The following is a 23562-nucleotide window of genomic DNA, read 5'->3' on the forward strand; positions in this document are numbered from 1 at the left end:
AGCAATCACTGGCGCAATGGGGAGAGTAGAGCAGCTCCTTACCGAGCGGTAGGGGGCGGACAAGGAAAGTTACCGGCGGTACGACATAGGGTGGCGGGCGTGACGAGTGACCCGGCGGGCGAGCGGAACGGTGAGCGGGAGTACCGCGTGGCGGAGCTGGCCCGGGCCGCCGGCATCACCGAGCGCACCCTGCGTTTCTACCGCGAGCGGGGCCTGATCCCGCCGCCCCGCCGCGAGGGCCGCATCGCCTGGTACGGGCCGCACCACCTGGCCCGGCTGCGCACCATCGCCGCCCTGCTGGAGCGCGGCCACACCCTCAATGGCATCGCCGACCTGGCCGCCGCCTTCGAGAGCGGGCGGGACGTCGGCGAGGTGCTGGGGCTTGGCGAGCCGTCCGAGGAGGAACCGGTCCGGCTGACGCCCGAGCAACTGGCCGACCACTTCGGCGACCAGGTCACCCCCGAGAACTTCGCCGCCGCCCTGGACCTCGGCTACCTGGCCACCGACGGCGAGGAGATCGTGCACGTCAGCCGCCGCCTGCTGGAGGTGTCGGCCGCGCTGGTCAAGGAGGGCGTCCCGCTGTCGGCGGTACTGGCCGCCGCCGGCCGGGTACGCGTCCACGCCGACGCCCTGGCCACGCTCTTCACGGATCTGCTGTACCAGCACGCGGACGGCGCGGCGGGGGCCGAGCGGCTGCGCCCACTGGCCAAGAGCGTGGTGGAGGCGGAGCTGTCGATGGCGCTGGACCGCCGGCTGCGCTCCGCCTCCGAGGACGGCTGATCCCTCCGGCGGGCCTCACGACCTCCGGGACCCCCCGCTGCGCGGACCGCCCGGCAGCCACCAACGCGCCTTGTAGATGCCGCCGTTCACCAGCTCGTAGCCGCCGCCGGGCCGGTGCACCGTCACCTTCCTGGTCCACCAGGTCTCGCCGAGCCCGCTCTCCGGCACCGTCGAGGCGACCTGGCCGGTCCCCGGGTCGTCGCCGACGGACTTGACGCGGGCCCGGCTGATCCCGGCCGCGCCCGGGTAGTCCCGCAGGAAGGCGCCCGTGCGCTTCACGTACTGGTACACGGCCGAACCGCTGCTGACCCACAGCCGGCCGGGCCGCCCCGCCACCTGCCCGAGGTCGTGCCCGTGCGGCGTCGGCAGCGGCACCTCGAAGTCCGCCGCGAGCGTGGGCCTCGCCGCCGTACCGCCGGGCTTCAACGCCACCAGCCGGTCGCCGCCCAGCGCCCACAGCACCCGCCGCCGGGCGTCCCACTGGAGCCCGTGCGCGTCGTCGAGCCGGTACGAGGCGAACGGCACGTCCGCCGGGCCCTGCGAGGCCGCGTAGAGCCGCACCTCGTCACCGGTGCTGGCCGCGACGGCCACATTGCCGTCCGGCAGCAGCTCGATGCTGTGCGGGTTGTGCCGGATGGTGCCGGTCGAGAGGGTGCCGGCCCAGTACCGCGCGCCGCCCGGGTAGGCCACGACCGCGGCGAACCCGTACGAGGCGGTGGTCAGGACGTAGGTCCGGCCCCGGTGCCTGCGCACCTTGGCCTCGTTGGGGTGCACCCAGCCGGTGGCCGGGTCGAGGTCGGCGTACCGGGGGTCCCCGACCGGTGAGAAGGCCCACTTGACGGCGGCCGGGTCGGCGGCCGGGTCCCAGCGGCGCCGGGCCCCGTCGAGCAGCAGGATCCGCTTGGACGCCTGGTCGGTGACGAGGACGTCGGGGGTCCCGGCCGGGATCCAGGCGGCGGGGCCGCGGGTCGGGGAATGGGCCGGGGACGCGGACCCGGCGGGGGTGGCGGCGAGCAGCGAGAGCGCGAGCACGGCGACGAGCGCGGACCGCGGCGCGGTTACGGGGACAGGGCGCACAGCACCGGAGTGTGGCAGCCCCGAGGGGCCGGGCACACCGCCGATCCGAGTCACTCGCGGATCGGGACCGCCGTCACCGGCGCGTGGTCGCCCCGCCGCTCGGCGGGCGTCGCCGCCCTACAGGTCGTAGACGGCCGTCACCGGCGCGTGGTCGCTCCACCGCTCGGCGTGCGTCGCCGCCCGCTCCACCCACGCCTTGACCGCGCGCGCCGCGAGCCCGGGGGTGGCGACCTGGTAGTCGATCCGCCAGCCCGCGTCGTTGTCGAAGGCCCGGCCCCGGTACGACCACCACGTGTACGGCCCGGCCTGCCCGGGGTGCAGCGCCCGTACGACGTCGACGTACGCCGCCTCGCCCAGGACCCGGCCCAGCCACTCCCGCTCCTCGGGCAGGAACCCCGAGCTCCTGCGGTTGGCCTTCCAGTTCTTCAGGTCGGCCTCCTGGTGGGCGATGTTCCAGTCGCCGCAGACCAGCACCTCACGGCCGTCGGCCGCCGCCCGCTCCCGGAGCTCCTTCAGGTACGGCAGGAACTCGCCCATGAAACGCGTCTTCTCGTCCTGCCGCTCCGTGCCCACCTCACCCGACGGCAGGTAGAGACTGGCGACCGTGACGCCCGGCAGGTCCACCTCCGCGTACCGGCCGGCGCCGTCGAACTCGCTCGACCCGAACCCGATCCGTACCGCGTCCGGCTCCCGCCGGGTGTAGAGGGAGACGCCGGCGCGGCCCTTGGCGGCGGCCGGCGCGTGCAGGGGGTACCAGCCGTCCGGCGCCCGTACCGCGTCCGGGAGCTGCGCCGGCTCGGCCCGCACCTCCTGGAGACAGACCACGTCCGCGGCGGTCCCCGCCAGCCACTCCACGAAGCCCTTCTTGGCGGCGGCGCGCAGGCCATTGACATTGGCGGTCGTCACAGTGAGCATCCCGGCACCATACCGACCCGGCGCTATCGCACGCCCGTACGATAACGCGCATGCTGATCCGCATTGCCGCGTTCGACGACCCGGACGCCGTCAGACTCAACGACCAGGTCCAGCTCGAATACGCCGAGCGGTACGAGGACGAGGGCGATCTCACCCCGCTCGCCCCCGCGATGTTCCGGCCGCCGCGCGGCCTGTACCTCCTCGCCCACGACTCCGGCGGCCGGCCCGTCGCCAGTGGCGGCTGGCGCTCGCAGGACGCCAACGACCTGGGTTACTCGGACGGGGACGCCGAGCTGAAGCGGATGTACGTGGTGCCGGCCGCCCGCGGCCTGGGCCTGGCCCGGCGCATCCTGGCCGCCCTGGAGGACGACGCCCGCGCCGCCGGCCGCACCCGCATGGTGCTGGAGACGGGGACCAAGCAGCCGGAGGCGATCGGGCTCTACACCTCCAGCGGATACGAGCCGTGCGCCAAGTTCGGCTACTACCGGCACCACGAGGCCAGCCTCTGCTACGCCAAGCCGCTGCGCGGGGCGCGCGGAAAGTCGGTGACGCGCTCCTGACAGAGCCACCGGTGCCGTGGGACTCTGCCTGACGCACGTCTGTTCGCACCGCTCTTCGTTCCCCCACCCCTGCCCGGGCCCCGATCGGGACCGGGCGCGGCAGAAGGAGACATGCGTGAGACGCCATCGCACCGCCGTGGGCATCCTGCTGACCGTCGGAGCCCTGCTCACCGGCGCCCTGTCCGCCACCGCCGCCACCGCCGCGAGCGCCACCCCCTCGCCCGGGGACGCCGCCGTCCGCACCGCGCCCGCCGCCGAGCAGCGGCAGGCCGCCGCGTTCTGGACCGCCGAGCGGATGCGCGGCGCGGCCCCGCTCGACCTGCGGCTCACGCCCACCGCGCGCAAGTCCCTCCGCGCCCCGCAGCCGGGCGCCGCGACGACCACGGTCGGCCCCACCGCCTTCCCGCAGGCGGGCGGCGCGTGGAGCGGCGGCGGCGCCGTCGCGAAGACCACCGGGCGGGTGTTCTTCACCTTCCAGGGCAAGACCGCCTCCTGCTCCGGCAACGCGGTCACCAGCCAGAACGCCAGCACGGTGATCACCGCCGGGCACTGCGTGAAGTACCAGGGGAGCTGGCACACCAACTGGGTCTTCGTCCCCGGCTACGACAACGGCCAGGCGCCCCACGGCCAGTGGACCGCGACCAGGACGCTGACCACCCCGCAGTGGGAGGCGAGCGAGGACATCAACTACGACATCGGCGCGGCGGTCGTCGCCCCGCTCGACGGCAGGAAGCTCACCTCGGTCACCGGCGCGCAGGGCATCCAGTTCAACGGCGGCTACAACAAGCCGATGTACGCCTTCGGGTTCCCGGCGGCGGCCCCGTACGACGGCTCGAAGCTGATCTACTGCTCCGGGAACTCCGCCAAGGACTTCCTGTTCTCGCAGGACCACAGCCTGGGCTGCAACATGACGGGCGGTTCCAGCGGCGGCCCCTGGTTCACCGGCTTCAGCGAGACGGCCGGCACCGGCCTTCAGGTCTCGGTGAACAGCTTCGGCTACACCTTCCTGCCGAACCGGATGTTCGGCCCGTACTTCGGCGACGAGGCCAAGGCGGTGTACGACAAGGCGCAGACCTCCTGACGGCACACCGACACACCGGCACACCGGCACACCGGGGCCCGGCGGGACGCGTGCGCCCGCCGGGCCCCTGGCCGTACGGCGACGGATGGACCACCCTGCCGGGAGACGTCCACCCGCAGCACCACCCAGGAGCCCGACCCATGCCGTACGCCCACACCGCCGACCTCGTCCTGACCGGCGGGCCGGTCCGCACCATGAACCCCGCGCTGCCCGTGGCGAGCGCGGTGGCCGTACGCGGCGAGCGTGTCGTCGCCGTCGGCCACGACGAGGTGCACGACCTGATCGGCCCGCGCACCGAAGTGGTCGACCTGCGCGGCCGGTTGCTCATCCCCGGGTTCCAGGACGCCCACGTCCACGCGGTGGGCGCCGGAGTGGAGCTCGGCCGCTGCGACCTGAGCGGCGCCACCACGGCCCAGGAGTACCGGCCGCGCGTCCGGGCCTACGCGGACGCCCACCCGGACGCGGCCTGGGTCACCGGGGGCGGCTGGTCGATGGAGGCGTTCCCCGGCGGCACCCCGACCCGCCAGTTCCTGGACGAGCTGGTCCCCGACCGCCCGGTCTACCTCGTCAACCGCGACCACCACGGCGGCTGGGCCAACACCCGGGCCCTGGAGCTGGCCGGGATCACCGCCACCACCCCGGACCCCGCCGACGGGCGGATCGAACGCGAACCGGACGGCCACCCCACCGGCATGCTCCAGGAGGGCGCGATGAGCCTCATCGCGGACCTGGTGCCGGAGCCGGACCTCGCGGAGCTGACGGCCGGTCTGCTGCGGGCCCAGGCGCAGCTCCACTCCCACGGCGTCACCGCCTGGCAGGACGCCCTGCTCGGCGCCCACGCCGGGATGCACGACCCGGCCCCCGCCTACGCCGCCGCGTCCCGCGACGGACGGCTGACCGCCCGTGTCGTCGGCGCCCTGTGGTGGGACCGGACCCGGGGCCCGGAGCAGCTCCCGGAACTGCTGGCGCGCCGCGAGGAGCTGACCTACGGCAGGCTCCGCGCCGGCACCGTGAAGATCATGCAGGACGGCATCGCCGAGAACCACACGGCCGCGCTGCTGGGCCCGTACCTCACCGCCTGCGGCCGCGCCTCCGACAACTCGGGCATCTCGTTCATCGAGCCGGACGCCCTCGCGGCCTGTGTCACCGCCCTGGACGCCCACGGGTTCCAGCCGCACTTCCACGCGCTCGGCGACCGCGCGGTCCGTGAGGCGCTGGACGCGGTGGAGGCCGCCCGGGCGGCGAACGGCGCCACCGGCACCCGCCCGCACCTGGCCCACCTCCAGGTCGTCCACCCCCAGGACGTGCCCCGGTTCGCCAGGCTCGGCGCCACCGCGAACATCCAGGCGCTGTGGGCGGCGCACGAACCGCAGATGGACGAGCTGACCATCCCGTTCCTGGGCGCCGAACGCGCCGCGCTGCAGTACCCGTTCGGCGACCTGCTGCGCTCCGGCGCCCGGCTGGCGGCCGGCAGCGACTGGCCGGTCAGCAGCCCGGACCCGCTGGCCGCCCTGCACGTCGCCGTCAACCGCCGGCTGCCGGACGCGGACGAGGGAACCCCGGTCTTCCTGCCGGAGCAGCGCATCGGCCTGGACGCCGCGCTCGCCGCGTACACCGCGGGCAGCGCGTATGTGAACCGCCTCGACGACACGGGCACCGTCCGGGTGGGCCACCTGGCCGACCTGGCGGTACTGGACCGGGACCCGTTCGACGCGCCCGTGGACGAGATCGCCGACACGCGCGTGCTCCAGACCTTCGTCGGGGGCGTACGCGTCCATCCGGCGCCCTGAGCACCCCGCCGGGCCGGCGGCGGCGCTCAGGCCCCCCGGGCCGGGCCGGGCGACGGTGCCCGCCCCGTCGGGTCGGTCAGCCACCGCTGGGCGGCGGCGCCGTCGCGCACCTTGACGACGATGTCGGTGCCCGGCGCCGCGGCCACCGGCGCGAGCGCCAGGCCCTGGTGCCACCTGGGGGTCACCTGGCCCCGCACCAGCAGGTCGTACCGGACGTCGGTACCGGCCCGGGTGGCACACAGGCGCAGCACCACCACCCCGGCCGGCTCCCGGGAGTGCGGGCACAGCTCGGGGGCCGCCGCGCTGTGCAGCAGCCCGTCGTCCTCGTACAGCCACCGCTGGGTCGCGGCGCCGGCCGTGCACGGCGCGAGGGTGAGCCCGGCTCCGACGGCCGGCCGGCCGTCCCGGACGTCCAGGCACAGCCCTGCCCCGGCGTTGCGCAGGCCGGTGCTCAGCGGGCCGGTGGGGTCCCCGGCCGAGGCGGGTGGCGGGGCCGGCGGGCGCGCGGTGCCGGTCACGGCGCCGCTCGGCCCGCCCGTACCGGCGCCGTGACCGCCGTCGCCGCCGTCCCCGCCGCCGGCCCGCAGGACGGCAACCGCCGCCGCGAGCAGCGCACCCGTCACCACGATCCCCAGACCCACCAGCAGTTCCCCGCCCGGCCGGCCCCCGGCCCGCCGGCCGCCGCGAAGCCGCCCGGCACGCGCCGGCCCACCGCGCGGCAGCGTGCCATGCCACCCGGTCCCCGGGCGTCCGGTCCGGGAGTGGCGGGCCCGGCGTGGCAGCGGACGCGGCCGGGAGCGCGCCGGCCGGGACTCGAGGTATCCCCGCGCGCCCTCCCCGAGCAGCGCTTCGGCGAGCAGCGGGGCCAGCCGCCCGTCGAAGCGGCGCAGCTGCTCGGCCGCGTACCGGCAGTACCGGCACTTCGCCAGGTGGTGCTGGATATCCGGAATCAGCGTGCCGCCCCGCCGCAGGGATATGTCGAGCAGCCGGCCGTAGTGACGGCACTCCGCGTCCGGGGCGAACCGCGCGTGGGTCCGCGCGCAAGCGGCGCGGAGGAGTTCCCGGGCCTCTGCCAGCCGTTCCGCCGCCCGCCTGGGATCCATGGCGAGCAGGACGGCGGGCACCGACAGACCCTCCGCCTCGACTTCCCGGTGCCACAAGAGCACTTGGGCGTCGGTGGGCAGTTCCGCGAACGCCCGCGCGACCAGCCGGCGGTTCTCCGCCGGCTCAGCGGGCGCGCGCAGGATTCCCAGCAGCTCCGGTGCGCGCGGCAGTCCGGCCCGGGCGCGGAGCGTCCGGCCCACCGCCACCAGCAGCCGGGGCCGCAGCGCCCCGCCCGCCTCGCCCGCCCGCAGTTCCTCCAGCACCTGGCCGAACGCCGCCGCGGCCACCGTCGCCGCGGTCTCCCGCGAGGCGGTGAACAACGCCGCGTGGTCGCACACCGCCGGCCAGTGTCGCGCCGTCAGCAGCGCCTCCGAGTGCTCCCGCGCCGTTTCCCGACCGTCGCCGAGCAGACCGGCGAGCCCCTCGTCCGACCCCCCGAAGGCGGGCGCGTACGGGGGCGGCGGCGGGGCGGCGGAAAGCTTGCGGGAATACGCCATGGACGTCTTTCCCTTCGGGCCGGCGTGGTGGAGTACTGCGACCATCGAAAAGATGTGCGCCCGATGGGTACGTACCTTGCGGAGGGCGTTTTCCTTTGTGGGGAACTGCCCGGCCGGGACGGCTCACTGGGCCGTGAGGAAGGTCACTTTCGCACAACTGCGGGTGACGGAACAAGAGTTCTTTCCCGCCTCACCGGCCGCACCACTTCACAGCGCTTCCGGCGGGTAACCGGTGCCGGGAAAAGCGAAGATCCCGTCCGATCGGAACGATCGGACGGGATCTCGTGTCTGTGGACCTGAGGGGATTTGAACCCCTGACCCCCTCGATGCGAACGAGGTGCGCTACCAGTCTGCGCCACAGGCCCTTGCGACGTGTGAAACCTTAGCACCCCGGCCGGGGTGCTTGGAAATCCGTTCCCCCCTGGTCGCACCGGCCCCCGGCCGCGCGGGGAGCCCCCGGCTCACTCGTTGGCCGCGCGGGGGCGGTCCTCGTCCGCGTACTGGTCGAACAGCGGCGTCCGGCCGTGGTCGCGGGAGCGGCGGGGCGGCGGGGCGGTCGGGCTCGGGTGGGGGTTCTGGCGGGTGGGCGGCGGCGGGGTGGGCTCCGCCGCCGAGGAGCGCGCCGCGCTCCAGGTCTCCGGGTCGGTGACGTCCACGCCGCCCGTCGCCCGGGGGGCCACCGGAGCGGTCACATAGGTGGGCAGCGGCACCGGTACCGGATCCCAGCTGTCACCCCGGGAGGGGCCGCGCTCGCGCTGCTGGTCGACCCACTCGGCGTGGTCGGTCTGCTCGACCAGCGCGCGGCGGCCCGCCTCCTGCGGGGAGAGGGCCGGTGCCGGGTCGGGCTCGGGCTCCGCGTGGAGCTCCTCGGGCTCGTCCGCGCGGTCGGGGGCGGGCTGCGGGCGGCGCGGCCGGCTCTCCCGCAGCCGCTGGGCCGCGGCCTCGGCACGGCGCCGGTCCATCACGTACACGAAGCGGCGGCGCTCCTGCGCCCTCAGGTGCACGATGTACGCGCTGAGCAGGACCGCCGGGACGCCGGGGGCCCACAGGAAGGCCAGCCCGCCGACCGCCGCGACGATCGCGCCCAGGGTGAAGGCCAGGAAGAGGATCACCGTCGTGCGTCGTCGCCTGGCCAGGACCCGCGAGCGGCGGGCGCGCTCGGCCGCCGCCCGGGTGGGGCGCGGGGGCCGCGCGGGCCGGTCCGGCGGGGTCTGCGGGGCACCGGGCGCTTCCGGGAGCTCCAGGCGCGCCTCGGTCAGGGCCGGGGGCGCGGCGAAGGCCCGGACGTCGACCGAGCTCAAGTGCTCCGTCGCCGCGTCCGGGTCCACGTCGGGCGTGGCCTGGCCGGCGGTGCGCGCGCGCAGCTCCTTGGCGTACCGGCGCTCCATCCCCGCCCGTCCGGACAGGAGCCGGATGGCGGTGCTGAAGCGTTCCGTCGGACGGGCCTCGTTCAGCTCGTCCTGCCTGCGGAGCCACATCGGCACCAAGTAGGCGGCCCAGGCCCCGACGATGACTGCGTAGATGAGGCCGCTGCTGCTCACGCCTCACACCGTAGAGGGGTTCGCATCCGGCGATCGGCCAATTGGGCCGGTGTGTCGCACGATCTGGCTGATCTCACTGAATTTTTTTGCGCTTTTCCGATCACTCGGTGACAACCGGCGACGAAATTCGAACATATATTGCAATTCAGCGTGGTGTGCCGGGCCGGACCCGCCGCCAGCGGCGGAGCAGCCCCTCGGGGACCTCCTCGACCGTCAGCGCGTAGACGAGGTGGTCGCGCCACGCGCCGTCGATGTGGAGGTAGCGGGGCCGCATGCCTTCCTCACGGAATCCCAATTTCTCCACCACCCGGCGGCTGGGCAGGTTCTCCGGCCGGACGCACACCTCGATACGGTGCAGACCGACCGTCCCGAAGCAGTGGTCGACGGCGAGCGCGACGGCCGTGGGCATGACGCCCCGGCCGGCCACCTCCCGGTCCACCCAGTAGCCGACGTGGCCCGCGCACATCGAGCCCCAGGTGATGCCCGCGACGGTCAGCTGGCCGACCAGCCGCCCCTGGTACTCGATGACGAACGGCAGCATCCGTCCCGCGTTGGCCTCGGCGCGCAGGTGCCGGACCATCTGCCGGTACGTGGGGCGCCGGGCGGCCGCGGCGCCGGGCCCCGGCGGCGGGACGGTCGCCTCCCAGGGGCGCAGCCAGTCCCGGTTGCGCCGGTTGACCTCGCGCCACACCCGCTGGTCGCGCAGCTTTATCGGGCGCAGGACGACCTCGCCGTCGCCCAGGACCACCGGCCAGACCGGGTTCATGACTCTCTGGGGTGGTCGCCGCCCCGCAACTGGTCGACCGCGTGGACCAGGAGCCGTTCCAGGACGGCGAGGCCGTCGCGCACCCCGCCGGTGGAGCCGGGCAGATTGACGATCAGGGTGCGGCCGGCGACCCCGGCCAGACCCCGGGAGAGCGCGGCCGTGGGCACCTTGTCGCGGCCGTACGCGCGGATGGCCTCCGGGATGCCGGGGACCTCGTGGTCGAGCACCCGGCCGGTGGCCTCGGGGGTGCGGTCGGTGGGCGAGACGCCGGTGCCGCCGGTGGTGAGGATCACGTCGTACCCGGCCTCGACGCCGGCGCGCAGGGCGGCCTCGACCGGGTCGCCGTCCGGGACGATCTGGGGCCCGTCGACGGCGAAGCCCAGCCGGGCGAGGCCCTCGGCGAGGAGCGGGCCGCCCTTGTCCTCGTACACCCCGGCGGAGGCCCGGTTGGAGGCGGTGACGACCAGGGCGCGGCGGGTGGCCGGACCGGGGGCGGCGGTCATGAACGGCTCCAGTCCCCGGACTTGCCGCCGGTCTTCTCCTCCACCCGGATGTCGCTGATCACCGCCGCCTTGTCGACCGCCTTGACCATGTCCACCACGGTCAGGGCGGCCACGGACACGGCGGTCAGCGCCTCCATCTCGACACCCGTGCGGTCGGTGGTGCGCACCGTGGCCGCGATCTCGACCGCGTCGTCCGCCACCGTCAGGTCCAGCGTGACGCCGGAGAGCGCCAGCGGGTGGCAGAGCGGGATCAGGTCCGGGGTGCGCTTGGCCCCCATGATGCCCGCGATACGGGCGGTGGCCAGGGCGTCGCCCTTGGGGACGCCCTCGCCGCGCAGCAGTTCCACCACACGGGCCGAGACCAGCACCCGGCCGGTGGCCCGGGCGGTGCGGGCGGTGACGTCCTTCCCGGAGACGTCCACCATGCGGGCCGCCCCCGCCTCGTCGATGTGCGTCAGGCTGCCTTGCGTACTCACTGAACTCCGCCTCGCGTTCCGGCACTGGTTGCCCCGCACGACCCATTGTCGCGGCCGGGGGCCCGGGGGGCTCCCCGGGAGGTCACAGCGGCAGACACCGTACCGCCACGCCCGGCGGCTCAGCCGATGAGGACCAGGTCCAGCTCGGTGCCCGGCTCCACGGTGGTGGTGTCCTCGGGGATGTCCAGCAGCGCGTCCGCGTGGGCGAGGGCGGCGATCAGGTGGGACCCGGCGCCGCCCACCGGGGTGACGGTGCCCGCTTCGGCGTCGTACCTGCCGCGCAGGAACTGGCGCTTGCCGGCCGGGGAGGACAGCGGCCCGTCGGCGGCCAGTACGGCTCGCGCGCGGGGGCGGTGCAGGTCGGGCAGCCCCATCAGGGCGCGGATCGCCGGGCGGACGAACAGCTCGAAGGAGACGTAGCAGGAGACCGGGTTGCCCGGCAGGGCGAGCAGCGGGGTCTGCTCCGGGCCCACGGAGCCGAAGCCCTGCGGCTTGCCGGGCTGCATGGCGAGCCTGCGGAAGTCGACCCCGCCGGCCGGCCCGTCCTCCTCGCCGTCGCCGTCACCGTCACCGACCGAGGAGAGGGCCTCCTTGACCACGTCGTACGCGCCGACGCTGACCCCGCCGGTGGTGACCAGCAGGTCGGCGCGGATCAGCTGGTCCTCGATGGTGGCCCGCAGCGTCTGGGCGTCGTCGGTGACCGCGCCGACCCGGTAGGCGATGGCGCCGGCGTCACGCGCGGCGGCGGCCAGCACGAAGCTGTTGGAGTCGTAGATCCGGCCGGGCCCCAGCTCCTCGCCGGGCTGGACCAGCTCGCTGCCGGTGGAGAGCACCACCACCCGCGGCCGGGGGCGCACCCGCACGGTGCCGCGGCCGATCGCCGCCAGCAGCCCGATCTGCGCGGGGCCCAGCACCGTGCCGGCCTCCAGGGCCAGGTCGCCGGCCTGGACGTCGCTGCCCCGCGCCCGGACGTGGGCGCGGGCCGGGGCCGGGCGGTGCACGCGGACCTCGCCGCTCGCGCCCTCGGGGGCCCGGCCGGCCGGGCGCATGGCCGTGGCGGCCCCGCCGCCGGTGCCGCCGTCGGTCCACTCCACCGGCACGACCGCTTCGGCGCCGGGCGGGAGCGGGGCGCCGGTCATGATGCGGGCGGCCTGGCCCGGGCCGACGGTGGGCAGGCCGCCGTCGCCGGCCGCCACGTCACCGATGACGGTCAGCACCGCCGGGAACTCCTCGGTGGCGCCGGTGACATCGGCGACCCGGACCGCGTACCCGTCCATGGAGCTGTTGTCGAAGGGCGGCAGGGCGACGGGCACCGTGACGTCCTCGACCAGGACGCAGCCCTGCGCGTCGGGCAGTTGCAGCTCGATGGGGTCGAGGGGGCGGACCGCGGCGAGGATGTCCTCCAGGTGCTCGTCCACCGACCAGGTCGTACTCACAGCGTCCGCATCTCCTCGGTGACGTAACCGCGCAGCCAGTTCCGGAACTCCGGCCCCAGATCCTCACGTTCGCACGCGAGTCTGACGATCGCCCGAAGATAGTCGCCGCGGTCACCGGTGTCGTAGCGGCGGCCCTTGAAGACCACGCCGTGCACCGGCCCGCCGGCGCCCTCGTCCGTGGCGAGCTTCTGGAGCGCGTCGGTGAGCTGGATCTCGCCGCCGCGTCCCGGGGCCGTCTCCCGCAGTATCCCGAAGACGGCCGGGTCCAGGACATAGCGGCCGATGATCGCGTAGTTGCTGGGCGCCTCGCCCGGGTCCGGCTTCTCCACCAGGGCGGTCACCTTGACCACGTCGGAGTCGGCGGTGGGCGCCACAGCCGCGCAGCCGTAGAGGTGGATCTGCGCCGGGTCGACCTCCATCAGCGCCACGACGCTGCCGCCCTCGCGCTCGCGCACCTCGACCATGCGGGACAGCAGCGGGTCGCGGGGATCGATCAGGTCGTCGCCCAGGAGCACGGCGAAGGGCTCGTCACCGACGTGCGGGGCGGCGCACAGCACGGCGTGGCCGAGGCCGCGCGGGTCGCCCTGGCGGACGTAGTGCATGGTGGCCAGGTCGCTGGACTCCTGCACCTTGGCGAGCCGCTCCTGGTCGCCCTTCTTGATGAGGGCTTCCTCCAGCTCGTAGTTGCGGTCGAAGTGGTCCTCCAGGGGGCGCTTGTTCCGCCCGGTGATCATCAGGACGTCGGACAGCCCGGCGGCCACCGCCTCCTCCACGACGTACTGGATGGCGGGCTTGTCGACGACAGGCAGCATCTCCTTGGGAGTGGCTTTGGTGGCCGGCAGGAACCGGGTACCGAGCCCTGCGGCGGGGATGACAGCCTTGCTGATCCTGGGGTGCGACTGAGTCATGCGGAGCACCATATCCGGTAGGTATGGCAAGAAAGATTAGCTTGTAGCTAACTTCCTTCCCATAAGGGCATATACGAGAGGTTTGTGAAATCACCGTGACTGGCGAGATGTCCGGAAAGGCCACTCTGCGGCGCCAACTTCTCGCCGAGCGCGCGCTCCTGACCAGTGAGGACGTCCGGAACGCGGCCGCGGTTCTGGCGGAGGCCGCGCTCGGGCTGCCCGAGCTGGCCACCGCCCGCACCGTGGCGGCATATGTGTCGATCGGCGACGAACCGGGCACGCGTCCGTTGCTCGACGCGCTGCGCTCCCGGGGCGTCCGGGTCCTGCTACCGGTCCTGCTGCCCGACAACGATCTCGACTGGGCGCCCTACGAGGGCCCCGAGCGCCTGGTGGCGGCCCGCTGGGGGCTCCTGGAGCCCGCCGGTCCCCGGCTCGGGCCGCGGGGCGTGCTGGCGGCCGACGCGGTGCTGCTGCCCGGCCTGGCGGTGGACGGGCGGGGCATGCGGCTGGGACGCGGCGGAGGCTCGTACGACCGGGTCCTCGCGCGCCTCTCCCGGGCGGGTGCCCACCCGGCGCTGGTGGTGCTCCTGTACGCGCACGAGGTGGTCGAGCGGGTCCCGGAGGAACCGCACGACCACCCCGTGCACGCGGTGGTGACACCCGCCGCCGTCCTGCGCTTCCCCGGCCGCACCCCGGGGGCGCCCGGCGCGTGACGTCCGGGGCGCCGGCGGCGCCCCGGGGGCGTCAGGGGGTGAGCACCAGCGTGTCCACCGTCCTGGCCTGGACCGTCTGCTTCTCGTACGGCCAGTCCAGCAGCTCGCCCTTGGCCCACTTGTCGGTCTGGTCGGTGTAGTGCGCGTTGTAGGCGTGCCCGGAGGCGCCGGTCAGGTTGATCCAGCGGGACTTGTCCCAGTCGCCCACGTTGACCACCATCCGCATGGACGGGACCCAGACGACGCCGTACCCGCCCGCCGCGTTCCAGCCGGTGGCGTTGACCGCCGCCTCGCCGCCGGACAGGTTCCACGGGCCCCGGTTGAGCATGAACTGCAGGGCGCCCGGGCCGTTCGTCCCGAGGGTCTGGTTCTTGAGGGTGAGCTGGTGCAGCCGGCCCCAGCTCCAGCTGGAGACGTCCTTGCCGAGCTTGGAGGTGAGCTCCCAGCGGGCGTCCTCCATGGCGCGCTCGAGCAGCTCGTCCCGGGTGGCGGTGGCCGTGTTGGTCCGGCGGTTCTTCGCGGACGTCCACCACTCGCTGTCCTCGTCCTCCAGGAGCGGGCGGACCACCTCGTACCAGCGGTCGCCGCCGTCCGGCTGGGCCGACTCGGCGTCCCGCCGGCCGCACTCGCGCACCAGCTTGTTCTGCTCGTCGAGCGGACCGGTGGAGTCGGCCGGGCGGACGTTGAGGCACTCGCCCTTGACGCGCACCTCCTTGGGCAGCTTGTCGCCGAAGGCCAGCTTGAGGACGTTGCGCCAGACGGCGTTGAAGTAGGCCGCCGCGCCGGAGTCGGCCTCCTGGGTGTAGTCCCAGCCCTCCAGGAGCTTCTGCGCCTCACGGACGTACGGGTCCGAGACATCGATCTTCAGCAGGTGGGGGGTCAGCAGCTTGGCGATCTCGCTGCTGTTGTCCATCTGCATGGTGCGCATGTCGTCGGTCGAGATCTTCCCGCCGTCCTTGGTCTTCGACTCGATGAGGTCGTTGATCCGCTGGCTGCGCGAGCCGTAGCCCCAGTCCTTGGTGAGCAGGTGCGGATAGCTGCCCGCGTCGATGACGGCCTGGTTCGCGGTGACGATGTACCCGCGCTCCGGGTCCTCCTCGTACGGCAGCTCCTCGAAGGGGATCCACTTGTCCCACTGGTACTTCGGGTCCCAGCCGGGCGCCGGCATGGTGCCGTCGTGGCCCTTGGCGCGGACCGGGATCCGGCCGGGCGCCTGGTAGCCGATGTGGCCCTCGGCGCCCTTGGCGTCGGCGTAGACCAGGTTCTGCGCGGGGACCTCGAAGTCGCGGGCGGCCTCGCGGAACTCCTTGAAGTCCTTGGCGCGGTTCAGCTTGAAGACGGCGTCCATGGACTTGCCCGGGTCCAGCGCGGTCCAGCGCAGGGACACCGCGTAGCCCTCGCCCCGGTCGGGGGCGGAGGCGGTGACGGGGGCCTTCTCGCCGACCTTCTCCAGCTCGTCGCTGCGGTCGGAGAGCAGGGGCCCGTTCCTGGTGGTGCGCACGGTGATGGGCCGGCTGCCGCCGCCGGCCACCTTGATGACCTCTTCACGGGTGGTGAAGGGCACCTCCTTGCCGCCGAACTGGTACCCGTCGTCGGAGACCTTCTCCAGGTACAGGTCGCTGACGTCGGCGCCCAGGTTGGTGAAGCCCCAGGCGATGTCCTGGTTGTGGCCGATGACGACGCCCGGCATGCCGGAGAAGGTGTAGCCGGCCACGTCGTAGCGGCACTTCTCGGACACCGCGCGGCAGTGCAGGCCCATCTGGTACCAGACCGAGGGGAGCTGCGGCGCCAGGTGCGGGTCGTTGGCGAGCAGGGGCTTGCCGGTGGTCGTGTACTTGCCGGACACCACCCACGAGTTGGAACCGATGCCGTTGCCGCTGGGGCCCAGCAGCGCCGGGATCTCGTCCAGGGCGTCCGACAGGGCCGAGAGCTGGGTCCGGAAGCCTTGGGCGGCGCCCTGGGGGCTGTTCGGGGTGCCGGCGTCCCCGGCCTTGGCGGCCGGGTCGAACTTCCCGGTGGACTTGTCCACGGTGCCCTTGCCGACGATGGGGCGGTGCAGGTCGGCGGGGTAGGCCGGGTACAGGTCCTTGATCTGCTTCTCGCTGAGCCTGCTGGTCAGCAACGAGCGGTCGATCTCCTCCTGCATGTTGCCGCGCAGGTCCCAGGCCATGGCCTTGAGCCACGCCACCGAGTCGACCGGCGTCCAGGGCTCGATGGTGTAGTCGTTGCCGAAGGAGAGGGCGGCGTACTCGACGGAGACGTCCCGGCCCTCCTTGCCCTTCAGGTAGGCGTTGACGCCGTCGGCGTACGCCCGGAGGTACTTCTTGGTGTCGGCCGACAGCTTGGTGTCGTACTCCCGCTGCGCCACCCGGTGCCAGCCCAGGGTGCGCAGGAAGGCGTCGGTGCCGACCTGCTCCTTGCCGAACATCTCGGAGAGGCGGCCGGCCGTCATGTGGCGGCGGACGTCCATCTCCCAGAACCGGTCCTGGGCCTGGACGTAGCCCTGGGCCCGGAAGAGGTCCTCGTCGGTGGAGGCGTAGATCTGCGGGATGCCGTATTCATCCCGTTTGACGTCGACCGGGCCGCTCAGGCCGTCCAGCGAGAGCGTGCCGGTGGTTTGCGGGAAGGGGGCACGTACCGTGCTGACGCTCCAGTACGCGCCGTAGCCGACGCCCGCGACGAGCGCCAGCACCAGGGCGATCACGAGCAGGCGGGCACGTCGCCCCTTCTTCTTGGCGGAAGCGGCGGTGGTGTTGGCGGGCATCGCTGTCCTTCGAGGCGCAGGCTGGTCCTGGAGTGCTGGAGCAACCATAGGCGCAGCGCTCCGCCGGCCCGGACGCGGTGTCAGCAAGGGCCCGTTTTCGGCGCCTTGCGACGGACTGTCGCACCCGCCGACGGGGGCGTCAAGGAAGCGTTAATGATTAGGTAAGGTAACGAAGTACCGCCGCCGGCAGAACCCGGCGCCCATGCGAGGGGAAGGATCGGCCACTGACTGTCCACCAGCTCAACGAACTCCTGCTCATCTGCTCGCTCGTGCTGCTCGTCGCCGTCGCGGCGGTCCGCGTCTCGTCGCGCAGCGGCCTGCCCAGCCTGCTGCTGTACCTCGGCATCGGGATCGCCATCGGGCAGGACGGCATCGGCGGTGTGGCCTTCGACAACGCCGAGCTGACCCAGGTCATCGGTTACGCCGCCCTGGTGGTGATCCTGGCGGAGGGTGGCCTGGGCACGAAGTGGAAGGAGATCCGGCCCGCCCTGCCCGCGGCGGCCGCGCTGTCGACCGTCGGTGTCGCGGTGAGCGTGGGCGTCACGGCCGCGGCGGCCCACTACGTGGTCGGTCTCGACTGGCGGCAGGCCCTGATCATCGGCGCGGTCGTCTCCTCGACCGACGCGGCCGCCGTCTTCTCGGTGCTGCGCAAGGTGCCGCTGCCGTCCCGGGTGACCGGTGTCCTGGAGGCGGAGTCCGGCTTCAACGACGCCCCCGTGGTGATCCTGGTGGTGTCCTTCTCCACCGTCGGCCCGGTGGACGACTGGTACGTGCTGGTCGGCAGGATCGCGCTGGAGCTGGCCATCGGCGCGGCCATCGGACTGGCCGCGGGCTTCCTGGGCTCGTTCGGCCTGCGGCACGTGGCCCTGCCCGCCTCCGGCCTGTACCCGATCGCCGTGATGGCCATCGCGGTCGTGGCGTACGCGGCGGGCGCCATGGCCCACGGCAGTGGCTTCCTCGCCGTGTACCTGGCCTCGGTGGTCCTGGGCAACGCCAGGCTGCCGCACGCGCCCGCGAACCGGGGCTTCGCCGAGGGACTGGGCTGGATCGCGCAGATCGGCATGTTCGTCCTGCTGGGGCTCCTGGTGACCCCGCACGAGCTGTTCGACGACTTCTGGCCGGCGGTGATGGTCGGGCTGGTCCTGACGGTGGTGGCGCGCCCGCTGTCCGTCCTGGTGAGCCTGCTGCCCTTCCGCATCCCCTGGCAGGAGCAGGCGCTGCTGTCCTGGGCGGGTCTGCGCGGCGCGGTTCCGGTCATCCTGGCGACCATCCCCATGGTGTCCGGCATCGACGGCAGCGAGAAGGTCTTCAACATCGTCTTCGTGCTGGTCGTGGTCTACACGCTGGTGCAGGGTCCCACGCTGCCCTGGCTGGCCAGGGCGCTGCGCCTGGGCGACTCCTCGGGCGCCGCCGACCTGGGGATCGAGTCCGCCCCCCTGGAGCGGCTGCGCGGGCACCTGCTGTCGGTGGGCGTCCCGGAGGAGTCGAGGATGCACGGCGTGGAGGTCGCCGAGCTGCGCCTGCCGGCCGGCGCCGCGGTCACCCTGGTCGTACGGGAGGGCAAGAGCTTCGTACCGGCCCCGACCACCGTGCTGCGGCGCGGCGACGAACTGCTGGTGGTGGCGACCGACCCGGTGCGCGACGCGGCCGAGCGACGGCTGCGAGCGGTCGGCCAGGGCGGCAAACTGGCCGGATGGCTGGGAACCGGAGGGGAAACGTCCGGTTAATCCCAGGTGCACATACGCCCTGTCGGCGATTTCACAGGCGTCACGGGCGTGGTCACCTGTACCATGAAGGCACACACTGATCCACACTGATCGACCAACTCTGCCTGACGCAGAGCTGGCGCGACCGTATGGCGGCCGTGACACCCCGCCTCACCGGGGCCCGGCATCTACCGCAGTTCCGCGCAAGAGGACAGCTCTCGGCGGCTCCCGACACCCAGGGGAGCGCTACCAGGCGGCAGAAAGGCACGGGCCGTGGCATCCACGGTCACTTCTGACGTTGAGCACGGCGTCGAGCGCGACGAGCGCGGCGCCGGGCAGGGGCCCGGGAAGCGTCCCGGGTACGGGCAGCTGCTGCGCACCCCCGGCGCCTGGACGTTCCTGCTGCCCGGCTTCCTGGCCCGGCAGCCCTTCGCGATGCTCACCATCGGCATCGTGCTGCTCGTGCAGCACACCACCGGTTCCTACGGCAGCGCCGGCGCCGTCGCCGCGTTCACCGGCGTCTCCATGGCGCTGTTCGCGCCGCAGACCGGCAAGCTCGCGGACCGCTTCGGCCAGCGCGCCGTACTGGTCCCCGGCGTCCTGGTGCACACCGCGTCGGTCGCCGCGCTGACCGCGCTGGCGTTGGCGGACGCGCCCCTGTGGGTGCTCTTCCTGGCCGCCGTGCCCACCGGCGCCTCCGTGCCGCAGGTCGGGCCCATGGTCCGGGCCCGGTGGGCCGCCAGGCTGGACGGTTCACCGCTGATGTCGACGGCCGCCGCCTTCGAGTCGGTGACGGACGAGTTCACCTTCGTGGTGGGCCCCGTGCTCGCCACCGCGCTGTGCACCGGTGTGCACCCGGCCGCCGGACTGATCGCCGAGGCCACGCTGACGCTGGCCGGCGGCCTGTTCTTCGCGGCCCAGCGCCGTACCCAGCCGCCCCACGGCGTCGCCGACGGCGACACCCGCGCCGAGCGGGTCTCGGCCCTCTCCGTGCCGGGCGTGCGAGTGCTGGCCATCGCCTTCCTCGGCATCGGCTCGGTCTTCGGCGGCATGCAGGTCTCGCTGACCGCGTTCACCGAGGAGATCGGCGACCCCGGCCTGAACGGCGTCCTGTACGGCGTGTTCGCCGCCGGCAACATGCTGGCCGGCATCGCCTGCGGCGCCATCGCCTGGAAGATCGGGCCGCGCCGACGGCTGATGCTCGGCTACACCGCCCTGACCCTCGCCGCCTCCCTGCTGTGGTCGGCGCACTCGGCGGTGCTGCTGGGCGCGCTGGGCCTGGTCGTGGGCCTGTGCATCGCGCCCGCGCTGATCACCGGCTACACGCTGGTGGAGTCCCTGGTCCCGTCGTCGGCCCGCACGGAGGCCTTCACCTGGCTGACCGGCGCCGTCGCGCTGGGGCAGGCCACCGCCGTGACGGTGGCCGGGCGACTGGCGGACGCGCAGGGCGCGAGCGCCGGGTTCCTGGTGCCGCTGGCCGGTACGGCGCTGGCGCTGGCCACCCTGGTGGCGCTCCGCTCACGGCTGGCTCCCAAGGCCGCCGGCCGGACCGTGACACGTGGCGTCGGTCACCGCTCGCCGCTGACAGTGGACTGAGTCGGCGGAATACGTCACTATGGATCGTCGTTAGCACTCATCGAGTGAGAGTGCCAGGAGGAAGACAAGTGCCGACCTACCAGTACCAGTGCACCGAGTGCGGCGAGGGCCTCGAGGCGGTGCAGAAGTTCACCGATGACGCCCTGACCGAGTGCCCGAGCTGCCAGGGACGCCTGAAGAAGGTGTTCTCGGCGGTCGGCATTGTCTTCAAGGGCTCCGGCTTCTACCGCAACGACAGCCGCGGCGCCTCGTCGAGCAGCACGCCCGCCTCGACGTCCGCGTCGAAGACGCCCGCGTCGTCGGGCTCGTCCTCGGACTCGTCGTCGTCGGGTTCGTCGTCCTCGGGTTCGTCGTCGTCCGCGTCCTCGACCTCGTCGAGCGCCACCGGCACCGCCGCCTGACACCCGCTTCCCCGGGCCCCGCCGTTCCGTACGGCGGGGTCCTCGGCGTGTCCGGGGCCCGGTTAAGGTAACCCGTATGGCGTATGCGGAGATCGGCGTGATCGGCGGTTCGGGCTTCTACTCCTTCCTGGAGGACGTGACCGAGGTCCCGGTCACCACGCCCTACGGCAGCCCCAGCGACTCGTTGTTCTTCGGCGAGCTGGCCGGACGGCGGGTCGCCTTCCTGCCCCGGCACGGCCGCGGCCACCACCTGCCGCCGCACCGCATCAACTACCGCGCCAACCTGTGGGCGCTGCGGTCCGCCGGCGTGCGCCAGGTACTGGGCCCGTGCGCGGTCGGCGGGCTCCGGCCGGAGTACGGACCGGGCACCCTGCTCGTGCCGGACCAGCTCGTCGACCGTACGAAGGCGCGTGAGCAGACGTATTTCGACGGGGAGCCGCTGCCGGACGGCACGGTGCCCAACGTGGTGCACACCACCTTCGCCGACCCCTACTGCCCGGCCGGCCGGAAGGTGGCCCTGGCGGCGGCGCACGGCCGGGGCTGGGAGGCCGTGGACGGCGGCACCATGGTCGTCGTGGAGGGCCCCCGCTTCTCGACCCGGGCGGAGTCCCGGTGGCATGCGGCGATGGGTGGCTCGGTGGTGGGCATGACCGGCCACCCCGAGGCCGTGCTCGCCCGTGAGCTGGGGCTCTGCTACACGTCGATGGCCCTGGTGACCGACCTGGACGCGGGCGCCGAGACGGGCGACGGCGTCTCGCACACCGAGGTCATGCGGGTCTTCGGGGAGAACGTGGGACGGCTGCGCGAGGTGCTCTTCGACGCGGTCGCGGCGCTGCCCGCAACCGAGAGCCGGGCCTGCCTGTGCACGCGGGCCCACGACGGCTGGGACCTGGGTATCACGCTGCCGTAACGGGTGGCGGGCCACTTCGCGCGGGGCTGCCGCGAACGCCGCCGTAGCGGGTGGTGGGCGCGCTGGGTCGCGCCGGCCTCCGGCAGCGTGCGTGGGGCCCGGCGTGGGCGCCTGGTCGAGTGCCCGTACGAGTGAGCAGGTTTTCCCCAGCGCGGCGGTTGTCCACAGGTGTGAGCGGGTGCGGCCGGGACGCGGGATGGTGAGGCCGTCGGCGGAAAGCCGGCGGACCGCGCTCTCCTCGTAGGTGGTTGGCTGCCATGACGTTCACGTCCCGTCCCTCCTCCGCTCCCTCCGCTTCGTCGGCTTACTCCCTTTCCTCCGCTTCCTCTGTCTCCTCTGTCTCCTCTGTCTCCTCTGTCTCCGCTGTCTCCGCCGCTGTTCCTGTTCCCGCCGGTGCTCCCGGCTCCTCGCCCGTGCCGGAGACGTACGTCGTGCCGGCGTTCGCGCCGCTGCGGGTCCACGGCGGCGCGCACCGGTTACGCGGAGCGGTGCGGCGCAGGCGGCGCGCGATGGCGGCCGGGCTGGCGATGGCGGCCGCCGCGCTCGCCGCCTCGGGAGCCCTCGCGCCCGGGGCCGCCGAGCGGGCGGATGCCTCGGACACAGCGGTCACGGCGCCGACTCGGGAGGCGAAGCCCGTCCGCTCCGTCCGAGTGGTGTCCGCTCCGGTACGGATCGCGGACGCCGCCACGGTCCGGTTGCTGCGCCCAGGGGACCGGGTCGATGTGATCGCCGCGCCCGGCGCGCCGTCCGGCGCCGGGGAGGAGCCCCGGGTGGTGGCGCGGGGAGCGCGGGTGGCGGGCGTTCCCCGGGACGGTGCCGACTCCCCCGACGGCGGGGCGCTGGTCGTCCTGTCCGTCCCGCGCGGGACGGCCGCGGTGCTGGCGGGGGCCGGAGCCACCTCCCGCCTGGCGGTGACGCTGTGCTGACGGGAGCCGGCCGCTCGCCTCGTCACGTGCGCGTGGGTCCGGATTGGACGGCTGAGCCGCGTCCACGGCCTAATGGCTGCGCCAGCAGCACGAGCGACGAGGGGCACCGCGGTGAGCCAGGAGAAGAAGCAGAGCGTGCTGGAGGGCTTCAAGGCCTTCCTGATGCGCGGGAACGTCATCGACCTGGCGGTCGCGGTGGTCATCGGCGCCGCGTTCACCAACATCGTGAACGCGGTGGTCAAAGGGATCATCAGCCCGATCGTCGGCGCCTTCGGCACCAAGGCCCTGGAGAGCTACCAGTCCTGTTTGAAAGGGCCCTGCCAGGTCGACAAGAGCGGCAACGTCGTCAGCGGCATCCCGATCATGTGGGGCTCGGTGCTCGGCGCCACCCTGAGCTTTCTGATCACCGCGACGGTCGTCTACTTCCTGATGGTGCTGCCCATGGCCAGATACCTGGCGCGGAAGGCCGCGCTGGAGAAGGAGAAGGAGGGCGTCAAGGAGGTCGTGGAGGTCACCGAGCTGGAGCTGCTGAAGGAAATCAGGGACGCTCTCGTCGCTCAGCGCGCCGGGACTCCCGGCTCCGGGACCGGCAAGGCGCCCGGTCCGGAACACGGCACCGACCGCGGCACCTCGTAGCGGAGGCGGTCCCCCGCTCGGCCGGCCCCGCGGGACCCTCCGGGCCGCGGAGGCCGGCCCCGGAACGGCACCGGTACGGCACCGGTGGCGCTGCCCGCGGCGGTCGGACCGGCGCGGCAGCGGCGACGCCACTGCCTGCCCGGTGCGCCCGGCCAATGGCCCTGGCAAGGTGCTCAGAGGTGGTGCGGCGGCTTTTCGTCGAGGAAGCGCGCCACATCGGCGGCGCTGTCGGCGCCCGGAGCCCGCTCGCCCCACCCACGGTCCGTATCGTCCGCGGACTGCTGGTCCAGCGGATCGTCGAAGTTTAGCCCCGGCTTGCTCTTCTCCAGCCTCTGCGGCTGGTCGGCCGGCGCCTGTGGGGACTTCGCATCGCGCGGTCCGGGGGCGGGGGCGGTACTCATGTCTCCAGCGTACGCCGGACACCGCTGGCCGGGCCGGTGGCCCCGTTCCTCACCGGTGCCGGAGCGGCGGGCAGG

General features: G+C 73.6%; 22 protein-coding genes and 1 tRNA gene. 11 read left to right on the plus strand and 12 right to left on the minus strand.

The genetic code is table 11. From position 1 onward, the window contains the following. Positions 1–99 precede the first annotated feature (99 nt). Positions 100–780, plus strand: a complete 681-nt coding sequence (locus tag AB0H53_RS12550) for a MerR family transcriptional regulator (protein WP_362110560.1) — start codon at positions 100–102, stop codon at positions 778–780. A 15-nt stretch (positions 781–795) separates the two neighbouring features. Here AB0H53_RS12550 and AB0H53_RS12555 read toward each other — a convergent pair whose 3' ends face one another. Continuing rightward, complete coding sequence (locus AB0H53_RS12555; RefSeq protein ID WP_362110563.1) at positions 796–1857, minus strand: DUF6528 family protein; 1062 nt, start codon at positions 1855–1857, stop codon at positions 796–798. A 117-nt stretch (positions 1858–1974) separates the two neighbouring features. Then, a complete protein-coding gene (locus AB0H53_RS12560; RefSeq protein WP_362110566.1) occupies positions 1975–2772 on the minus strand; it encodes an exodeoxyribonuclease III in 798 nt (265 codons plus the stop codon). Between the two features lie 50 nt (positions 2773–2822). Between AB0H53_RS12560 and AB0H53_RS12565 the strand changes: the two genes are divergently transcribed. From AB0H53_RS12565 to AB0H53_RS12575, 3 genes are all read left to right on the plus strand, one after another. After that, positions 2823–3332, plus strand: a complete 510-nt coding sequence (locus tag AB0H53_RS12565) for a GNAT family N-acetyltransferase (RefSeq protein ID WP_362110569.1) — start codon at positions 2823–2825, stop codon at positions 3330–3332. A gap of 115 nt (positions 3333–3447) precedes the next feature. Continuing rightward, positions 3448–4413 (plus strand): peptidase, encoded by a 966-nt coding sequence (locus tag AB0H53_RS12570; RefSeq protein ID WP_362110572.1) that lies wholly within the window; start codon positions 3448–3450, stop codon positions 4411–4413. Between the two features lie 140 nt (positions 4414–4553). Continuing rightward, positions 4554–6203, plus strand: coding sequence for an amidohydrolase (locus AB0H53_RS12575; RefSeq protein WP_362110575.1), 1650 nt, complete (start codon positions 4554–4556; stop codon positions 6201–6203). A 26-nt stretch (positions 6204–6229) separates the two neighbouring features. Here the strand turns inward: AB0H53_RS12575 and AB0H53_RS12580 are convergent, their stop codons facing one another. From AB0H53_RS12580 to galU, 8 genes are all read right to left on the minus strand, one after another. Then, complete coding sequence (locus AB0H53_RS12580; RefSeq protein WP_362110578.1) at positions 6230–7804, minus strand: RICIN domain-containing protein; 1575 nt, start codon at positions 7802–7804, stop codon at positions 6230–6232. Between the two features lie 291 nt (positions 7805–8095). After that, positions 8096–8169, minus strand: a tRNA-Ala gene (locus AB0H53_RS12585). A 96-nt stretch (positions 8170–8265) separates the two neighbouring features. Further along, the gene (gene glpR / locus AB0H53_RS12590) at positions 8266–9345 is read right to left on the minus strand and encodes a gephyrin-like molybdotransferase receptor GlpR (protein WP_362110581.1); all 1080 of its coding nucleotides are present in this window, start codon (positions 9343–9345) and stop codon (positions 8266–8268) included. A 145-nt stretch (positions 9346–9490) separates the two neighbouring features. Next, entirely contained in the window at positions 9491–10111 is a 621-nt protein-coding gene (locus tag AB0H53_RS12595; RefSeq protein WP_362110584.1) for a GNAT family protein, read from the minus strand. Next, a complete protein-coding gene (locus tag AB0H53_RS12600) occupies positions 10108–10614 on the minus strand; it encodes a MogA/MoaB family molybdenum cofactor biosynthesis protein (protein WP_362110587.1) in 507 nt (168 codons plus the stop codon). Before AB0H53_RS12600 ends, AB0H53_RS12595 begins: the two co-directional genes overlap by 4 nt. Continuing rightward, positions 10611–11090 (minus strand): cyclic pyranopterin monophosphate synthase MoaC, encoded by a 480-nt coding sequence (gene moaC / locus AB0H53_RS12605; RefSeq protein WP_362110590.1) that lies wholly within the window; start codon positions 11088–11090, stop codon positions 10611–10613. Before moaC ends, AB0H53_RS12600 begins: the two co-directional genes overlap by 4 nt. Positions 11091–11209: 119 nt before the next feature. Next, positions 11210–12526 carry a gephyrin-like molybdotransferase Glp gene (glp, locus tag AB0H53_RS12610; RefSeq protein ID WP_362110593.1) on the minus strand — a complete coding sequence of 439 codons (1317 nt, stop codon included), beginning with the start codon at positions 12524–12526 and terminating at the stop codon, positions 11210–11212. Further along, positions 12523–13434, minus strand: a complete 912-nt coding sequence (gene galU / locus AB0H53_RS12615) for a UTP--glucose-1-phosphate uridylyltransferase GalU (protein WP_362110596.1) — start codon at positions 13432–13434, stop codon at positions 12523–12525. The genes glp and galU overlap by 4 nt, the downstream gene beginning before the upstream one ends. A 107-nt stretch (positions 13435–13541) precedes the next feature. Between galU and AB0H53_RS12620 the strand changes: the two genes are divergently transcribed. After that, positions 13542–14147 (plus strand): 5-formyltetrahydrofolate cyclo-ligase, encoded by a 606-nt coding sequence (locus tag AB0H53_RS12620; RefSeq protein WP_362110670.1) that lies wholly within the window; start codon positions 13542–13544, stop codon positions 14145–14147. Between the two features lie 31 nt (positions 14148–14178). Here the strand turns inward: AB0H53_RS12620 and AB0H53_RS12625 are convergent, their stop codons facing one another. Then, positions 14179–16911, minus strand: coding sequence for a penicillin acylase family protein (locus AB0H53_RS12625; RefSeq protein ID WP_362110598.1), 2733 nt, complete (start codon positions 16909–16911; stop codon positions 14179–14181). Positions 16912–17135: 224 nt separating this feature from the next. On the opposite strand from AB0H53_RS12625, the gene AB0H53_RS12630 reads away from it, so the two are divergent. The 6 genes from AB0H53_RS12630 (at position 17136) to mscL (ending at position 23086) form a co-directional block, all read left to right on the plus strand. Continuing rightward, positions 17136–18638, plus strand: a complete 1503-nt coding sequence (locus AB0H53_RS12630) for a potassium/proton antiporter (protein ID WP_362110673.1) — start codon at positions 17136–17138, stop codon at positions 18636–18638. Between the two features lie 348 nt (positions 18639–18986). Continuing rightward, a complete protein-coding gene (locus AB0H53_RS12635) occupies positions 18987–20213 on the plus strand; it encodes an MFS transporter (protein WP_362110676.1) in 1227 nt (408 codons plus the stop codon). A 68-nt stretch (positions 20214–20281) separates the two neighbouring features. Next, positions 20282–20614: an FmdB family zinc ribbon protein gene (locus AB0H53_RS12640; RefSeq protein WP_362110601.1), complete on the plus strand. Its 333-nt coding sequence runs from the start codon at positions 20282–20284 to the stop codon at positions 20612–20614. A gap of 76 nt (positions 20615–20690) precedes the next feature. Continuing rightward, positions 20691–21524, plus strand: coding sequence for an S-methyl-5'-thioadenosine phosphorylase (locus AB0H53_RS12645; protein WP_362110604.1), 834 nt, complete (start codon positions 20691–20693; stop codon positions 21522–21524). A gap of 413 nt (positions 21525–21937) precedes the next feature. Further along, positions 21938–22450: a hypothetical protein gene (locus AB0H53_RS12650; RefSeq protein ID WP_362110607.1), complete on the plus strand. Its 513-nt coding sequence runs from the start codon at positions 21938–21940 to the stop codon at positions 22448–22450. Between the two features lie 72 nt (positions 22451–22522). After that, positions 22523–23086 (plus strand): large conductance mechanosensitive channel protein MscL, encoded by a 564-nt coding sequence (gene mscL / locus AB0H53_RS12655; RefSeq protein ID WP_362110610.1) that lies wholly within the window; start codon positions 22523–22525, stop codon positions 23084–23086. Between the two features lie 173 nt (positions 23087–23259). Here mscL and AB0H53_RS12660 read toward each other — a convergent pair whose 3' ends face one another. After that, entirely contained in the window at positions 23260–23487 is a 228-nt protein-coding gene (locus AB0H53_RS12660) for a hypothetical protein (protein WP_362110613.1), read from the minus strand. Positions 23488–23562: the final 75 nt, after the last annotated feature.

The organism is Streptomyces sp. NPDC050856 (assembly GCF_040653855.1).
Taxonomy (GTDB): domain Bacteria; phylum Actinomycetota; class Actinomycetes; order Streptomycetales; family Streptomycetaceae; genus Streptomyces.

Bases quoted from the DNA above. Each gene is read 5' to 3' on its own strand.
- AB0H53_RS12560 (WP_362110566.1), bottom strand. From the start codon at position 2,772: ATGCTCACTGTGACGACCGCCAATGTCAATGGCCTGCGCGCCGCCGCC.
- AB0H53_RS12565 (WP_362110569.1), top strand. From the start codon at position 2,823: ATGCTGATCCGCATTGCCGCGTTCGACGACCCGGACGCCGTCAGACTC.
- AB0H53_RS12575 (WP_362110575.1), top strand. From the start codon at position 4,554: ATGCCGTACGCCCACACCGCCGACCTCGTCCTGACCGGCGGGCCGGTC.
- AB0H53_RS12580 (WP_362110578.1), bottom strand. From the start codon at position 7,804: ATGGCGTATTCCCGCAAGCTTTCCGCCGCCCCGCCGCCGCCCCCGTAC.
- AB0H53_RS12595 (WP_362110584.1), bottom strand. From the start codon at position 10,111: ATGAACCCGGTCTGGCCGGTGGTCCTGGGCGACGGCGAGGTCGTCCTG.
- AB0H53_RS12600 (WP_362110587.1), bottom strand. From the start codon at position 10,614: ATGACCGCCGCCCCCGGTCCGGCCACCCGCCGCGCCCTGGTCGTCACC.
- galU (WP_362110596.1), bottom strand. From the start codon at position 13,434: ATGACTCAGTCGCACCCCAGGATCAGCAAGGCTGTCATCCCCGCCGCA.
- AB0H53_RS12620 (WP_362110670.1), top strand. From the start codon at position 13,542: ATGTCCGGAAAGGCCACTCTGCGGCGCCAACTTCTCGCCGAGCGCGCG.
- AB0H53_RS12625 (WP_362110598.1), bottom strand. From the start codon at position 16,911: ATGCCCGCCAACACCACCGCCGCTTCCGCCAAGAAGAAGGGGCGACGT.
- AB0H53_RS12645 (WP_362110604.1), top strand. From the start codon at position 20,691: ATGGCGTATGCGGAGATCGGCGTGATCGGCGGTTCGGGCTTCTACTCC.
- mscL (WP_362110610.1), top strand. From the start codon at position 22,523: ATGGCTGCGCCAGCAGCACGAGCGACGAGGGGCACCGCGGTGAGCCAG.
- AB0H53_RS12660 (WP_362110613.1), bottom strand. From the start codon at position 23,487: ATGAGTACCGCCCCCGCCCCCGGACCGCGCGATGCGAAGTCCCCACAG.